Raw genomic sequence first — 15,247 nt, forward strand, 5'->3', positions numbered from 1 at the left:
ATCGGATCACTCCACCGCGGTGGGCCTGCGCCACGCCGCCGTCGCCTCGTCGACGTCGGCCAGCGGGCGCAGCCGGTAGGTGTAGGAGTAGTCGCGGCTCGCGAACAGCTTGTACTCGTCGTGGGTGTGCGCGCCCCAGCTGTTGTCGCCGCCCACGCCCATCTGCCGGTGACTGACGCGGAGCACGACCTCCTTGCGCGGCGTCAGCTGGTAGTCGTGCCGCGCCCCCACCGACAGGTCCTCCGGCGTGAAGTGCGAGGCGTTGACCTCGAGGAGCGGTTCACCGCAGACCAGCAGCCCGGTGCCGTCGCCGCCGGTCAGGGCGACCCAGCGGACGTCGGTCCTGTTGCCGTTCTCCTGCGGGCGGATGTAGGGCTCCCACTGACCGGAGACGGTCCCCGAGTAGCGGCCCACGTCGGTGCCGTTGTTGCGGTCGCAGTGGTTCTCCTCGGGGCCGCGGCCGTAGTAGTGCAGTTTCTCCAGGCGGCCGGGCAGGAAGAGCAGCGTGCCGACCTCCGGGATGTACGGCAGCGAGGCCGCGCCCGGGCGCAGGGTGTTGTCGACCTTGATCTCGCCGTTGCCGAAGACGGTGTAGGTGGTGGTGTACGTCGACTCCGTGGTCGTCGGCAGGGTTCCGGTGACCTTGATCTCGACGGCCCTGTCCCGCAGCCCGCGCGCCACGACGGCCGTGACCTCGCGGTGGGCTCCGGCGTCGCGCCAGGTCTGGTTGCGGGTGTGCTGGCCGTTGCCGTGATCGTTGTCGGTGGGCGCCCGCCAGAAGTTGGGGGCGGGACCGGAGGTGATGAGCTGGGCGCCGCGGGCCTTGTAGGAGGTGATGACGCCGCTCTTCTTGTCGACGGTGACGGAGAAGCCCTCGCCCGTGACGGTGACCGCACCGTCCCCGTCCTCATACGTCAGTGCCGGAACGCTGTCCAGCGGGGCCGGCGTCACCGCCGGGCTTCCCGCGTCGACGGCGAGCTGCTGCTTGGCGACCTCGAAGCCGGCCTTCGCCCACTTCGTCGTCTCCTTGGTGCGGAAGGACAGTTCGAGGAAGTACTCCGCGCCCGGCGCGGGCTCGCCCGGCACCTTGAAGGGCACCGTGATCTCCTTGTGGGCCAGCGCGGCGACATCCAGCTGCGCGCGGCTCAGCTTGCCGCGCTGGACGACCTCACCGTCGGCGACGAGGGCCCAACGCCCGTCGAACTCACGGAGGTTGGTGAACAGGTTCTCGTTGGTGAGGGTGACCGCCGCGCCGGGGGCGAGCCGATCGCCGGAGGCCGGAGCGGCGTTGACCGCCTGGTAGATCCGCTTGACCTCGGCGGCCTTGCCGGTGTGCCCTCGGTCGGCGGAGACGATGCCGTCCGCGACGAAGTTGAAGTCGTTGGGGTTGTCGCCCCAGTCGCCGCCGTACGCGAAGAAGGTCTTCTCCTTGGGCCGCTTCTCGGTGAACGGGACCGTCGCCGCGTCGAACCAGAACCGCACCCCGTCGTCACCGGGGCCACGGCTGTCGGAGGCCAGCTCGCCGGCGCTCAGGGCACGGGCGTACACGCGGGCCCGCCGGATGGTGCCGCTGAACTCCCGGCTGGGGTTGTCCGTGTCGGTGGCGAGCGCGAGGGAGGCGGTGTTCCTGGCGGGCTTCTGGGTGGTGGTGCGGGTGGCCTTGGCCTCTCCGTCGACGTAGAGGGTGAGCCTGCCCGCGTCCGCGTCGAAGACGCCCGCGACATGGTGCTCGGTGCCGGTCCAGCCGTCGGGCAGGGCCCAGCTCGCGGTGACCCACTGGCCGCCGCCGTAGATGAAGAACTCGAGGTTCTTGTTGGTCTGCTTCAGTGCGTACTGAGTGTCGCCCTTGGCGAGGATCGGCTGGTGGTAGCCGAGGACGTGCGGGGTGATCCACGCCTCCAGCGTCAGGGAGCCGGTGAGGTCGAGGCTCGCGTCGCGGGCGAAGACGGTGCCGCCGAAGACGCCCTTGGTGCGGTCGAAGGTGCCGCTGGGCGCGAGGATCTCGCCGTGCAGCGCGCCCGGGCCGGCCTCGGTGAACTGCTTGCGGGTCGGGGTGGGCCAGCTCAGCGACTGGTCGACGAAGTCCCAGATCCAGCCGCCCTGGAGGACGGGGTAGCGGCGGATCAGGTCCCAGTACTTCTTGAAGTTGCCGTTGGAGTTCCCCATCGCGTGGGAGTACTCGATCATGACGTACGGCCGGGTGTCGCTGGTGTTCTTCGCCCGGGACTCGACGGTGGCGGGGCTGTCGTACATCTCGGAGCGGATGTCGCTGATGGTCGGCCGGTCGTCGCCCTCGTACTGGACGACGCGCGTGGTGTCGTACGACTTGATCCAGTCGCGCATGGCGACGAACGTGCTGCCGCCGCCCGCCTCGTTGCCGAGCGACCAGATGACGACCGAGGCGTGGTTCTTGTCGCGGTGGACCATGTTCTGCGCGCGGGCGACGCACGCCTCGGTCCAGTCGGCGTGGTTGCCGGGGTACTGGCCGCGGATGCCGTGGGTCTCTAGGTTGGTCTCGTCGACCAGGTAGAGGCCGTACTCGTCGGCGAGTTCGTACCACAGCGGGTTGTTGGGGTAGTGCGAGGTGCGGACCGTGTTCATGTTCAGCCGCTTGATGATCGTGATGTCCTCGACCAGGTCCTCGCGGCTGAGCGCGATGCCGCGGTCGGGGTGCATCTCGTGCCGGTTGGTGCCGCGGAGGGAGACGGGCTTGCCGTTGATGCGCATCAGGCCGTCCTTGAGCGCGAACTCGCGCAGGCCGACGCGGTGGGACAGGGTCTCGATCAGCTTTCCGGCCGGGTCGCGCAGTCGGAGGACGGCGGTGTAGAGGTACGGGTGCTCGGCCGACCAGAGCTTCGGCGCGGGTACGGCCCTGTCGGCCTGTACGGTCACGTCCTCCCCGGCGGCGCCCACGTCGGCGCGTTGTTGCAGGGGTCGGGACCAGACCGGATGCCCGGAGGCGTCGTACAGCTGCGTCTCGACGGTGTACTGTCCGGCGCCGCTCCCGCCGTAGGCGCGCACGCTCGCGGTGACCGACAGGGCGGCCGCCGTGTAGCCGTCGCTCAGCGGGGTGTCCAGCTTGAAGTCGCGCAGGTGCACGGCCGGGGTGGAGTACAGGTAGACCGAGCGGAAGATGCCGCTCAGCCGGATCATGTCCTGGTCCTCCAGCCAGTCGCCGTCGGAGTAGCGGTACACCTCCACGGCGATCTGGTTGGTGCCGGGCTTCAGGTGCTCGGTGATGTCGTACTCGGCAGGGGTGAAGGAGTCCTCCTTGTAGCCCACCAACTCGCCGTTGATCCAGACGTAGTGGGCCGACTTCACGCCCTCGAGGTGCAGGAAGGTCCGCCGTCCCGACCAGTCCTTCGGGACCGTGAAGGTTCGTCTGTACTGGCCGACCGGGTTGTAGCGGGTGGGCGCGGCGGGCGGCTGGGGCTCCTCGCCGAGGCCGTTGGGGCCCCAGTACGGATAGGTGATGTTGACGTAGATCGGGAAGTCGTAGCCGTGCAGCTGCCAGACGGAGGGGACCGGGATGGTGTCCCAGTCGCGGTCGTCGATGTCGGTGCGGTAGAAGTCGGCGTCGCGGTCGTCGGGGCGGTCGGCGTAGGCGAACTTCCACGTGCCGTCGAGGCTCAGGCGGTACGGCGAGCGGGTGCGGTCGGCGGCCAGGGCCTGTCTGACGTCCGCGTACGGCATCAGCGTGGTGTGCGGGGGCTCGGCACCCACCTGGAAGAGGTTGATTCTGCCGTTCCACTCCGGGGTGCCGTCCGCCGCCCCGGCCCCGTCGGCCGCATACGCCGTGGCGGCGGACGATCCGGACAGGGCGAGCGCGCCGAGGACGGCGGCTCCTCCCTCCAGGAGGCGGCGCCGGCTGACGGGCACGCCTTGGGGGCGGCTCGGATGGCCGGCGAGGGACTCGGGAGCGTGCGGCATGACCGTGGCCTTCCTCGGGACGACAGAGCGCTGTGCGGGACTTGAGGGAGCGTCAGATCGTGTGCGGTGCTGTTGGCAAACCGAACGAACCCTAGGATGCGAACAGAAACGAATCAATGATCCTGTCGGACTTTGTGTGATCCTGCGGGGTTGACGCGCCCTGTAGTTCCGCTGTGCCGCTGTTCCGCTCAGGCCGCCGTCTCGACCTCCGTGAGGTCGCTCTGCCGCTCCTCGAACTGCGTCCGGTACAGCTCGGCGTAGCGGCCGCCGACCGCCAGCAACTCCTCGTGGGTGCCGCGTTCGACGATCCGGCCGGCCTCGACCACCAGGATCTGGTCCGCCGCCCGCACGGTGGACAGCCGGTGGGCGATCACGACCGCGGTCCTGCCCTGCAGCGCCTCGGTGAGCGCCTCCTGGACGGCGGCCTCGGAGGTGTTGTCCAGGTGGGCGGTGGCCTCGTCGAGGATGACGACACGCTGGCGGGCGAGCAGCAGCCGGGCGATGGTCATGCGCTGGCGTTCGCCGCCGGAGAGCCGGTAGCCGCGCTCGCCGACCACGGTGTCGAGGCCGTCGGGCAGGGACCGTACGAGGTCGTCGAGGCGGGAGCGGCGCAGGGCGTCCCAGATTTCGGCGTCGGTGGCGGCGGGGCGGGCCAGCAGCAGGTTGGCGCGGACGGTGTCGTGGAAGAGGTGGCCGTCCTGGGTGACCATGCCGAGGGTGGAGCGCAGGGACTCGGCGCTCAGGTCACGGACGTCGACGCCGCCGAGGCGTACGGCGCCCTCGTCCACGTCGTACAGGCGCGGCAGCAGCTGGGCGATGGTCGACTTGCCCGCGCCGGACGAGCCGACCAGGGCGATGGTCTGCCCGGGTTCGGCTCGGAAGGAGAGGCCGTGCAGCACGTCGGCGCCGCCGCGTGTGTCGAGGGTCGCGACCTCTTCCAGGGAGGCGAGGGAGACCTTGTCGGCGGAGGGGTAGCCGAAGCGGACGTTGTCGAACTCCACCGACACCGCACCGTCGGGGACCTTCTTCGCGTCCGGCTTCTCCTCGATCAGCGGCTTGAGGTCGAGCACCTCGAAGACGCGCTCGAAGCTGACGAGGGCGCTCATGACCTCGACGCGGGCACCGGCGAGCGCGGTGAGCGGGGCGTACATGCGGGTCAGGAGCAGGGCCAGCGAGACGACGGCGCCGGGCTCCAGGGTGCCCCGCAGGGCGAACCAGCCGCCGAGGCCGTAGACCAGGGCGAGGGCCAGGGCGGACACCAGGGTGAGCGCGGTGATGAACATCGACTGGGCGGTGGCCGTCCGTACACCGATGTCGGCCACCCGCCTGGCCCGGCTCGCGAACTCCCGCGACTCCTCCTCCGGGCGCCCGAAGAGCTTGACCAGCGTGGCGCCGGGCGCCGAGAAGCGCTCGGTCATCCGGGTGCCCATCGCCGCGTTGAGCGTGGCCGCCTCCCGCTGCATGTGGGCCATACGGTGGCCCATGCGCCGGGCCGGGATCACGAACACCGGAAGCAGGACGAGGGCGAGCAGGGTGATCTGCCAGGACAGGGTGAGCATCACGGCGAGGGTGAGCAGCAGCGTGACGAGGTTGCTGACCACTCCGGACAGTGTGTTGCTGAAGGCGCGCTGGGCGCCGATCACGTCGTTGTTGAGACGGGAGACGAGCGCTCCCGTACGAGTGCGTGTGAAGAACGCGACCGGCATGCGCTGCACATGATCGAACACAGCCGCCCGCAGATCGAGGATGAGGCCCTCGCCGAGCGTCGCCGACAGGCGCCTGGCGAAAATCCCGAGCGCCGCCTCCGCCACCGCGATCAGGGCGATCAGCAGGGCCAGACGGACGACCGTGCCCTCTTCGCCGCCCGTCACGATCGCGTCGACGACGCGGCCGGCCAGTACGGGCGTCGCGACGGCGAGCAGGGCGGTTGCCACCCCGAGCACGACGAAGAGCGCGATCCTACGGCGGTGCGGGCGGGCGAAGGCGCCGATGCGGCGCAGCGTGGCCCGGGCAAAAGGGCGGCGCTCCTGCTGGGCGTTCATGACGCCGTACAGCTGTGTCCAGGCTGTGGTCTCCATACTCATGAACAGGAACGTAGAACCTCAAGCGGTGTTGAGGTCAATATCGGCGGCTTCGCGAAGGCCGACAGGCGTCCGCAGCCGGTCCGTAAGCCGCCGTCTTCGCTCCCGCAACCCGGCGTTGTCGCAGCGCCGAGAGCCTCTGCGAATGTGACAGCCGTACGACTCCCCGCGGGACGCCTGCGCGGACGTCTCCCGCTCCGCCAACTGCTGTGCCTGCTCCCCGTCGTCCTCGTCGTCGTGGTCGCGGTGCGGCACCGGTCCGTGCTCGCCGAGGGCATCGGTCATCTGGCGACAGCCAAGTGGCCGTGGCTGCTCGCCGCGGCCTGCGCCACCTGCCTGACCTGGGTCGCGGCGGCGGTGACCCGGCAGGGTGCGGTGATCGACCGGCTGCCCAGGCTACGCCTGCTCGTCACCCAGTTCGCGGCGGGATCGGCCAACCATCTGCTGCCCACCGGCCTGGGCGCGAGCGCGGTCAACCTGCGCTTCATGACGGTGTGCGGGCTGCCGCTCGCCCGCTCCTCGGCCGCGCTGGCGCTGTATCTGCTCGCGGAGAGCGTGGCCCGCGTCGGTCTGCTGGCCGCGCTGTTGATCGCCTTCCCGGACGCGCTGCGGCTCGGCCCGCTCCTCCCGGAGGGGGCGTGGGGCCCGCTGTCGCTGGCCATCGGCGCGGTGGCCGTCGTGGCGGTGGCCGTCTTCGCACTCGTACGCCGGCTGCGCACCGCCGTGCTCGCCTTCCTGCGCACCGCGCTGGGCGAGGCGCGCTCGGTGCACACCCGCCCGTCCCGGGCGCTGGCCCTGTGGGGCGGCTCGCTGGCCTTCCCCACCCTGCAGGCGGCCGGCCTGGTCCTGGTCGGGCTCGCCCTGGGCCTGGACGTACCGCCCGCGCACATGGCGCTCGCCTATCTGGCGGCGACCGTCGCCGTCGCCCTGGTGCCCACGCCGGGCGGGGTCGGCTCGGTCGAGGCCGCGCTGGTCGTGGCGCTGGTGGCGGCGGGCGGCCCGGTGGCGGTGGCGACGGCGGTGGTGCTGGCCTACCGGATCATCACGGTGTGGCTGCCGCTGGTGCCGGGGGCGTTGACGCTGGGGGCGCTGGTGCGGTGGAAGGTCATCTGACGGCTGGGACGAGGCGGCACACACGCCGGGGGGAGGTGCGCAGGTCTGTGAAGACGACCGTGTCGGCCGCGAGCACGGTCGTACGCCGTCGCGGCGGTGGACGCGGACGCCGGACAGCCGGCCGTGGCCGAGGAGTTCGGTGACGGTGGTGCGGGTCCGGAGGGGGAGGCGGCGGAGGCGGGCGTCCAGGGCGTCGCGAGCACCGGACCTGTCATGGCACCTCTCCCTCCGCCGGGGTGCGCGGGCGCCAGGCGGCGCTCTGCGTACCCAGGTCGCGGGCGGCAAGTGCCCCTCCACCCACCCGGTGTCGGCGGAGAATGCCCGAAACCGTCCCAAGCCGCCGCCCGACCGCCGATCCTGGTACGAACACCTGTGCCCGATACGGCAGGATGAGCCCTCGTGCCGTCCTCGGGGGACGGGTGGCCGGCACGACGGCACATCGCGAAAATCGAGCAGGTGACAACGTGACGAGACTTCACATCCGGCCGTCGGCGAAGGGATTCGCCGCAGCATTCCTCCCCGGAGGTGACCGGTGACGCGAGCGCTCACTGTGGACGACCTGGTCATCGCCGGGATCGCGCTGGCGGCGGGGCTGCTCGCGGCCTTCCTGCTGCGCATGCTGCTGCGCTGGCTCGGCAAGCACGCCGACCGCACCCGCTGGAGCGGCGACGACCTCATCGTGGACACGCTGCGGACCGTGGTGCCGTGGGCGGCGTTCCTCGGCGGCGCGGCCTCCGCGGGCGCGGCGCTGCCGCTGACCCGGACGGTCCAGCACAACGTCAACCAGACCCTGACCGTGCTGCTCATCTTCATCGTGACGCTGGCGGCGGCCCGCGGGGTCGCCGGGCTGATGCGGACGGTCACCCAGTCCCGCCCCGGCGTCGCCGGCTCGGCCACGATCTTCGTCAACATCACCCGGATCCTGGTCCTGGCCATCGGCTTCCTGGTGGTGCTGCAGACGCTGGGCATCTCGATAGCGCCGCTGCTCACCGCCCTGGGCGTCGGCGGTCTCGCGGTCGCGCTCGCCCTGCAGGACACGCTCGCCAACCTCTTCGCGGGTATCCATATCCTCGCCTCCAAGACCGTCCAGCCCGGCGACTACATCCGGCTGAGCAGTGGCGAGGAGGGCTATGTCGAGGACATCAACTGGCGCCAGACGACGGTCCGCAACCTGTCCAACAACCTGGTCGTGATCCCCAACGGGGAGCTCGCGAAGACGAACATGACCAACTTCATGCGTCCCGAGGAGGAGTTGACGATCCTGGTCCAGGTGGGCGTCGCCTACGACAGCGACCTGGACCACGTCGAGCGGGTGACGAACGAGATCATCGCCGAGGTGATGACCGAGGTCGAGGGCGCCCTCCCGCACCACGAGCCGATCATCCGCTTCCACACCTTCGGCGACTCCCGGATCGGCTTCACGGTCATCCTGGGCGTCGGCGAGTTCAGCGACCAGTACCGGATCAAGCACGAGTTCATCAAGCGCCTGCACAAGCGCTACCGCGCGGAGGGCATCCGCATCCCGGCGCCCACGCGGACGGTGGCGATCCAGCAGGGCACGGTGGCGATTCCGCAGCAGCGCGGCCCCGAAGAGGCGGACGAGATGACCTCCGTCCGCCTCGACTGACGAACCGGGACGTCGCTACAGGGTGGCCGAACTCTCGTGGCGGTCGGCGCCCTTGCGGCGGCGCGGCGCGGCGAGCGCCGGGTTCACCGGGGTGACCGTCCAGTCCGGGTGCCCCGGCATCCGCGGCGTCTTCGTGCCGTACAGCCAGTCCCGAAGGAACCCGGACAGGTCCTGGCCGGTGACCTCCGAGGCGACGGCGATGTAGTCCTCCGTCGACGCCGAGGAGTTGCGGTACCGGGCGAGGAAGGCGCGCTCAAGCGCGTTGAAGGGCTCCTCGCCGACGAGATTGCGCAGCGCGTACAGGACGAGGACGCCGCCCAGATAGCGCTGGCCCTCGAACAGGTTCACCGCGTTCGGCGCCGCGACCGGCCCCCAGTCGTGGCGCCACTGGTCGCCCTGCGCGTAGGTGTTCTTCATCCGGGCTTCCAGGGTGGTCATGCCCAGGGAGTCCGGCCAGCCGCGTTCGTAGCGGTAGAGCAGCCCGTAGAAGTCGGCGTGGCCCTCGTTCAGCCAGAGGTCGGCCCACGTGGCGGGGCTGACGCTGTTGCCGAAGTAGGAGTGGACCAGCTCGTGCATCATGTGCGAGCCGATCTTCTTCTCCTCCTGGAGGAGATAGTTCGGCCGGTAGATGGTGAGGGTCTGCGTCTCCAGACCCGTGAAACCGAAGGGCTCCGGGGCGTCGGAGTTGCAGGGCAGCAGTCCGTACGTCTCGAAGGGGTACGCCCCGAGCCGCGCCTCCACCCATTCCACCAGCTTCGGCGTCAGCGCGAGCGCCGGCTCCAGCGCCTCGGCGCGTGCGACCGGGACGACGTCCCGCAGGGGGAGCCCGTGCGGGCCCTGCCGGTCCTTCACCACGTAGTCGCCGACCGTGATCTGCACCAGCTCCGTCGCCATGGGCTCACGCGAGCGGTATGTGTACGCCGTACGGCCGCCCGACAGGCTCTCGGTGCGCACGAGGAGGCCGCTCGCCACGCCGCGCAGACCGCTGGGGACGGTGAGGCGGAAGGTGAAGTCGGCCTTGTCGGAGGGGTGGTCGTTGCACGGGAAGACCGTGTGTGCCGAGTTCGCCTGGCAGGCCACCGCGAACCCGTCGAGCGTGTCGACCCAGCCGGTGTGCGGCAGGGCACGGCGCGGGTCCGCCGAGTACTCGACGCAGACGGTGACCGCGCACTTGGCGGGCAGGGTTCGTGCGGGCGTTATGCGCAGCTTCTCGTCCACCTGCTCGAACGTCGCCGTACGGCCGCCGACGCGGACGGAGCGGATGTCGAGACCGAGGGAGTCGAGGGAGAAGCGGGTCAGGGCCTGGGTGGTGCGGATCTTCAGGGTCGCGGTGGCGTCGACCAGGCGGGTCGTGGCGTCGTAGGAGAAGTCGAGGTGGTAGGCCGCGACGCGGTAGCCGTCGTTGCCGAGCGCCGGGTAGACGGTGTCGCCGAGGGTCTCGGGGCCCGGGCTGCCGGTGGTCTTGGGGGCCGACGTCCCCGTGCGCGTCGGCGTGGCGTGGGCTGAGGGCGCGGTGGTCAGGGCCGCCGCGGTTCCGATGAGGGCGGCCGCGGGGGCCGTCACTCGGGTGCGATATCTCATGGTCCGCTTTCGCTGGGGCGGGCCGGGTGGTCAGGACCGGCCGCCGGATCGGTGATCTCCCTGCATGACTGTGGGAACGGGCGATCAGGTTGCACGGAGGCGAAAACTCCGTTTGCGCGGATCCGAGATCTCGGCCTCCATCCCGCGCCGGTGAGCGGACCCCTGTCGAGTACAGGTCGATCACGAGATATCTTGATGTCGAGCAATGTTGCAGACGTGGAGCGGAGCACCCGGTGACTGACTCGACCATCATCTATACGCACACTGACGAGGCCCCGGCCCTGGCGACGTATTCCTTCCTGCCGGTGGTCCAGGCATACGCCTCGCAGGCGGGTGTCGCCGTGGAGACGCGGGACATCTCGCTGGCCGGCCGCATCATCGCGGTGTTCCCGGAGTACCTGACCGAGGACCAGCGCATCCCGGACGCCCTCGCCGAGCTCGGTGAGCTCGCGAAGACGCCCGCGGCCAACATCATCAAGCTGCCGAACATCTCGGCGTCGATCCCGCAGCTCAAGGCCGCCATCGCCGAGCTGCAGGGCCAGGGCTACGCACTGCCGAACTACCCGGACGACCCGAAGACCGACGAGGAGCGGGAGATCCAGGCCCGCTACGACAAGATCAAGGGTTCCGCCGTGAACCCGGTCCTGCGTGAGGGCAACTCCGACCGTCGCGCCCCCGCCTCGGTCAAGAACTACGCCAAGAACCACCCGCACCGCATGGGCGCCTGGACCCCCGAGTCCAAGACGAACGTGGCGACCATGGGCCAGAACGACTTCCGCTCCACCGAGAAGTCCGTCGTGATCTCCGAGGCCGGCGCGCTGAAGATCGAGCACGTCGCCGAGGACGGCACCACCACCGTCCTGCGCGAGTCCGTACCGGTCCTCGCCGGTGAGGTCGTCGACGCCTCCGTGATGCGCGTCGCCGCGCTGCGCGAGTTCCTGACCGCGCAGGTGGCCAGGGCCAAGGCCGAGGGCGTCCTGTTCTCCGTGCACCTCAAGGCCACGATGATGAAGGTCTCCGACCCGATCGTCTTCGGCCACGTCGTGCGCGCCTTCTTCCCGAAGACGTTCGCGAAGTACGGCGAGGTCCTCGCCGGCGCCGGTCAGTCCCCGAACGACGGTCTTGGCGGCATCCTCAAGGGCCTGGACGCGCTGCCGAACGGCGCCGAGATCAAGGCGTCCTTCGACGCGGAGATCGCCGAGGGCCCGGAGCTGGCCATGGTCGACTCCGACAAGGGCATCACCAACCTGCACGTGCCGTCCGACGTGATCGTCGACGCCTCGATGCCGGCCATGATCCGCACCTCCGGCCACATGTGGGGCCCGGACGGCCAGGAGGCCGACACCCTCGCGGTGCTGCCGGACTCCTCGTACGCCGGTGTCTACCAGGCCGTGCTCGACGACTGCCGCGCGAACGGCGCCTACGACCCGTCGACCATGGGCTCGGTCCCGAACGTCGGTCTGATGGCGCAGAAGGCCGAGGAGTACGGCTCCCACGACAAGACCTTCGAGATCAAGGCCGCCGGCACGGTCCGCCTGGTCGACCAGGCCGGCAACGTGCTCATCGAGCAGCCGGTCGCCGAGGGCGACATCTTCCGTGCCTGCCAGACCAAGGACGCGCCGATCAAGGACTGGGTGAAGCTGGCCGTCACCCGCGCCCGCGCCACCGGCGACCCGGCCGTCTTCTGGCTGGACGAGACCCGCGCCCACGACGCCAACCTGATCGCCAAGGTCAACGCGTACCTGCCGGAGCACGACACCGAGGGCCTGGACATCCGTATCCTCGCCCCGGTCGACGCCACCAAGCTGTCGGTGGAGCGCATCCGCCGCGGCGAGAACACCATCTCGGTGACCGGCAACGTGCTGCGTGACTACCTCACCGACCTCTTCCCGATCCTGGAGCTGGGCACCAGCGCCAAGATGCTGTCGGTCGTCCCGCTGATGGCGGGCGGCGGCCTGTTCGAGACGGGCGCCGGCGGCTCCGCGCCGAAGCACGTCCAGCAGCTGGTCAAGGAGAACTACCTGCGCTGGGACTCCCTCGGTGAGTTCTTCGCGCTGGTGCCGTCCCTGGAGCAGTACGCGACGGCCACCAGCAACTCGAAGGCCAAGGTCCTCGCCGACACTCTCGACCGCGCCACGGCGACCTTCCTCAACGAGGACAAGTCCCCGACCCGTCGCGTCGGCGGCATCGACAACCGCGGCAGCCACTTCTACCTGTCCCTGTACTGGGCGCAGGAGCTGGCGGCGCAGACCGACGACGCGGACCTGGCCAAGGCCTTCGCCCCGCTCGCCGAGACGCTCACCGCGAACGAGCAGAAGATCGTCGAGGAGCTGAACGCCGTCCAGGGCAAGCCGGCCGAGATCGGCGGCTACTACCAGCCCGACCCGGCCAAGGCCGCCTCGGTCATGCGCCCGTCGGCCACCTGGAACGAGGCGCTCGCGTCCCTGAGCTGACTCGGGGGGCCGACAGGCCCGCTCAGGTATCCCTCTCTGCCCCGGCCGGCGTACCGCCTGCCGGGGCAGAGCCGTGTCGTCCGGCGGATCCCGATGCGCGGTCGCCGGGAGCGGGCGCCCGGAACGCGGTGCGCTGGGAGGAGCAGCAACCGGAGGGCATCGTCCTGCACGTGGCCTGGTTCGAAGGGGGCGCGCTGCACGTCACCGATGTCTGGGACGCCCAGGCGGACTTCGAGCGATTCTTCGCCGAGCGGCTGGCACCCGCCCTCAAGGAAGCCGGCATCGCCGGTGAGCCCGAGACTCGCTTCTCGCCGCTCCACCGGCGTTTTCGTCGCCTCCGGCGTCCGTGGCGCCGCCTGACAACCTCCGGACGGAACCTAGTCGGGCAGCACGAGCTCCAGCTCCAGCCAGCGGGCCAGGTCTGCGATCTCCCGGTCGATCTCCGCGCTCATGGGCGTGGTGAACGGCACGTCCTGGTGGATCGCGTGCACACGCAGCACCCCGTCCTTGCGGTCGGCGGTGGCGTCGAGCTTTCCGACGAGCCGGTCGCCGTACAGGATCGGCAGCGCGAAGTACCCCCAGCGGCGCTCGGAGGCGGGCTTGTACATCTCCAGCTGGTAGTCGTACTCGAACAGCTCTACGGTGCGCTTGCGGTCGTGCACGAGCCGGTCGAAGGGTGACAGCAGCGCCGCGCGTCCCTCGAAGGTCAGCCCCAACTGGGCTGGATCCACGCGCCACTTGCCCCGTACGCCCTCGACGACGGCCGGCTCACCGGCCTCCCCCGCGTCGGCCGGCTCGACCTGGCACTCCGGGCCCCGCGCGCGGGCGATGCCCAACGCCCGCAGCCGTCGCTCGTCCCGGATGCGCAGTGCCTCCTCGACGGGGACCGCGGGCGTGTCGGGGTGGACCCGCTCGGCCAGGTCCCACAGCCGGTCACCGCCGCTGCGTCCCGCCACGGCGACCTCTCCGCGCTGCACCATCAGCTCCAGGAGCTTGGTGACATTGCGGTTGTTGGTCCACCCGCTCGACTTCCACGGCAGTTCGCAGGTGTCGGGCAGCTCGCGGGAAGGCATCGGACCCGCGGCGCGGAGCCGGTCGAGTATGTCCCGGCGGCAGGCGTCGTTGGCGCCCACCCACGTGCGGTGGTACTCACGCCAGGAGGACGGTGCCCCGCTCGGGCCACTCGGCCATCTCGGCGCGGTACAGCGCGAGATCCTCACCGGGCCGGATCATCGCCTGCAACTCCAGCAGCGTCCGGTCGGCGAGGGCGGCGGTCAGGTCGGCCGGTGAGTAACCGGCGGACCCGAGCCGACTCCACGCGACAAGATCGGCGTTGGGTGCGATGGCGGCGGTCGGGTCGATCTGCAGCAGGGTCAGCCGCCGTACGGCATCGAGCAGCCCCGCCGGCCGGGAGCGGTCCAGCAACTGTGCGCGCACGGCGATGCGGCGGGCTTCGGTACGGGAGAGCTCATGCACGGTCACCTGCGTCACCAGTCCCGGGTCGCGATGGCGAAGTCGTCATCCTGCAGGCCGTTGAACTCGTCGGTGGCTGCCCGGGTCAGGACGTACAACGCAGCCAGGTCGGCGGGCCGCTGGTCGCTGAAGTTCATGCTGTGATGGTGCACCACGCCACTGACAACGCCCCTGGAGCAGCCGTCATGACCTCCGCCGCGCCGTCGTTCGAGTTGCTCCCCGGCGCCGCGGGATCGCCGGTGATCCTGCATGTCCCGCACTCGGCGCGGGAGATACCGCCCGAGGTGCGGGCGGACATCGTGCTGGACGACGCCGCGCTGGAGCGGGAGTTGGACCACATCGTCGACGCGCACACCGCGGAGCTCGCTCAGGGGGCGGCCGGGGCGTCGGAGGTCATGCCGTGGCGGTTCGTCAACCGGCTGTCGCGGCTGGTCGTCGACCCGGAGCGGTTCCCGGACGAGCGGGAGGAGATGCTGGCCGTGGGGATGGGCGCCGTCTACACCCGGACCACGCGTCTGGCGGATCTACGGCCCGCCGACACGGACCCCGAGCCCCTCGTCGAGCGGTACTTCCGGCCGTACGCGAAGGCCATGACGGACGCGGTGGCCGATCGCCTCGCCGTCACCGGGCGTGCCGTGATCATCGACGTCCACTCCTACCCGACCGCCCGGCTCCCCTACGAGCTGCACGGCGAGGGTCCGCGCCCGCCGGTCTGTCTGGGCACCGACTCCTTCCACACGCCGCCCGAACTGCTCGCCGCGGCCCGGGAGGCGTTCGCCCCGTGCGGGGAGACGGGGCTCGACAGCCCGTTCAGCGGTACGTACGTCCCGCTGGAGTTCTACGGCGCGGAGCCCCGGGTCACCGCCCTGATGATCGAGATCCGCCGGGACACGTACATGGCGGAACCGGGCGGTCCGGCCGGTCCCGGACTCACCCGGCTCACGCAGGCGCTGGCGGCGCTGGTGGACACCGTCTCCCGCTGACGCGGT

10 protein-coding genes and 1 pseudogene are annotated in these 15,247 nt (G+C 70.6%); 4 read left to right on the forward strand and 7 right to left on the reverse strand.

The window, feature by feature from the left end; genetic code table 11:
- Positions 1-6: 6 nt before the first annotated feature.
- Entirely contained in the window at positions 7-3,930 is a 3,924-nt protein-coding gene (locus tag QQM39_RS03600) for a glycoside hydrolase family 2 TIM barrel-domain containing protein (protein WP_301995145.1), read from the reverse strand.
- Positions 3,931-4,118: 188 nt separating this feature from the next.
- A complete protein-coding gene (locus QQM39_RS03605) occupies positions 4,119-6,008 on the reverse strand; it encodes an ABC transporter ATP-binding protein (RefSeq protein ID WP_302003464.1) in 1,890 nt (629 codons plus the stop codon).
- Between the two features lie 150 nt (positions 6,009-6,158).
- On the opposite strand from QQM39_RS03605, the gene QQM39_RS03610 reads away from it, so the two are divergent.
- On the forward strand, positions 6,159-7,124 hold the full coding sequence (locus tag QQM39_RS03610) for a flippase-like domain-containing protein (RefSeq protein WP_301995146.1): 966 nt from the start codon (positions 6,159-6,161) through the stop codon (positions 7,122-7,124).
- A gap of 46 nt (positions 7,125-7,170) precedes the next feature.
- Here QQM39_RS03610 and QQM39_RS03615 read toward each other — a convergent pair.
- Positions 7,171-7,316, reverse strand: a pseudogene (locus tag QQM39_RS03615) (oxidoreductase); the annotation flags it as partial.
- A 340-nt stretch (positions 7,317-7,656) separates the two neighbouring features.
- On the opposite strand from QQM39_RS03615, the gene QQM39_RS03620 reads away from it, so the two are divergent.
- Positions 7,657-8,751: a mechanosensitive ion channel family protein gene (locus tag QQM39_RS03620; RefSeq protein WP_301995147.1), complete on the forward strand. Its 1,095-nt coding sequence runs from the start codon at positions 7,657-7,659 to the stop codon at positions 8,749-8,751.
- Positions 8,752-8,766: 15 nt separating this feature from the next.
- Here QQM39_RS03620 and QQM39_RS03625 read toward each other — a convergent pair whose 3' ends face one another.
- The gene (locus QQM39_RS03625) at positions 8,767-10,332 is read right to left on the reverse strand and encodes a M1 family metallopeptidase (RefSeq protein ID WP_301995148.1); all 1,566 of its coding nucleotides are present in this window, start codon (positions 10,330-10,332) and stop codon (positions 8,767-8,769) included.
- Positions 10,333-10,565: 233 nt separating this feature from the next.
- Here QQM39_RS03625 and QQM39_RS03630 point away from each other — a divergent pair, with 233 nt between their 5' ends.
- Entirely contained in the window at positions 10,566-12,785 is a 2,220-nt protein-coding gene (locus QQM39_RS03630; protein WP_301995149.1) for an NADP-dependent isocitrate dehydrogenase, read from the forward strand.
- Between the two features lie 377 nt (positions 12,786-13,162).
- On the opposite strand, the gene QQM39_RS03635 is transcribed toward QQM39_RS03630, so the two are convergent.
- The 3 genes from QQM39_RS03635 to QQM39_RS03645 are packed head-to-tail and all read right to left on the reverse strand — an operon-like array spanning position 13,163 to position 14,395.
- Positions 13,163-13,918 (reverse strand): crosslink repair DNA glycosylase YcaQ family protein, encoded by a 756-nt coding sequence (locus QQM39_RS03635; RefSeq protein WP_301995150.1) that lies wholly within the window; start codon positions 13,916-13,918, stop codon positions 13,163-13,165.
- Between the two features lie 16 nt (positions 13,919-13,934).
- Positions 13,935-14,267, reverse strand: a complete 333-nt coding sequence (locus QQM39_RS03640; protein ID WP_301995151.1) for a crosslink repair DNA glycosylase YcaQ family protein — start codon at positions 14,265-14,267, stop codon at positions 13,935-13,937.
- Between the two features lie 5 nt (positions 14,268-14,272).
- On the reverse strand, positions 14,273-14,395 hold the full coding sequence (locus tag QQM39_RS03645) for a hypothetical protein (RefSeq protein ID WP_301995152.1): 123 nt from the start codon (positions 14,393-14,395) through the stop codon (positions 14,273-14,275).
- Positions 14,396-14,443: 48 nt separating this feature from the next.
- On the opposite strand from QQM39_RS03645, the gene QQM39_RS03650 reads away from it, so the two are divergent.
- Positions 14,444-15,241: an N-formylglutamate amidohydrolase gene (locus tag QQM39_RS03650; protein WP_301995153.1), complete on the forward strand. Its 798-nt coding sequence runs from the start codon at positions 14,444-14,446 to the stop codon at positions 15,239-15,241.
- Positions 15,242-15,247 lie beyond the last annotated feature (6 nt).

This window comes from Streptomyces sp. DT2A-34 (genome assembly GCF_030499515.1).
In the GTDB taxonomy this organism is placed as follows: Bacteria; Actinomycetota; Actinomycetes; order Streptomycetales; family Streptomycetaceae; genus Streptomyces.

Coding starts and splice junctions, on each gene's coding strand:
- QQM39_RS03600 (WP_301995145.1), bottom strand. CDS start 3,930: ATGCCGCACGCTCCCGAGTCCCTCGCCGGCCATCCGAGCCGCCCCCAA.
- QQM39_RS03605 (WP_302003464.1), bottom strand. CDS start 6,008: ATGGAGACCACAGCCTGGACACAGCTGTACGGCGTCATGAACGCCCAG.
- QQM39_RS03625 (WP_301995148.1), bottom strand. CDS start 10,332: ATGAGATATCGCACCCGAGTGACGGCCCCCGCGGCCGCCCTCATCGGA.
- QQM39_RS03645 (WP_301995152.1), bottom strand. CDS start 14,395: ATGAACTTCAGCGACCAGCGGCCCGCCGACCTGGCTGCGTTGTACGTC.
- QQM39_RS03650 (WP_301995153.1), top strand. CDS start 14,444: ATGACCTCCGCCGCGCCGTCGTTCGAGTTGCTCCCCGGCGCCGCGGGA.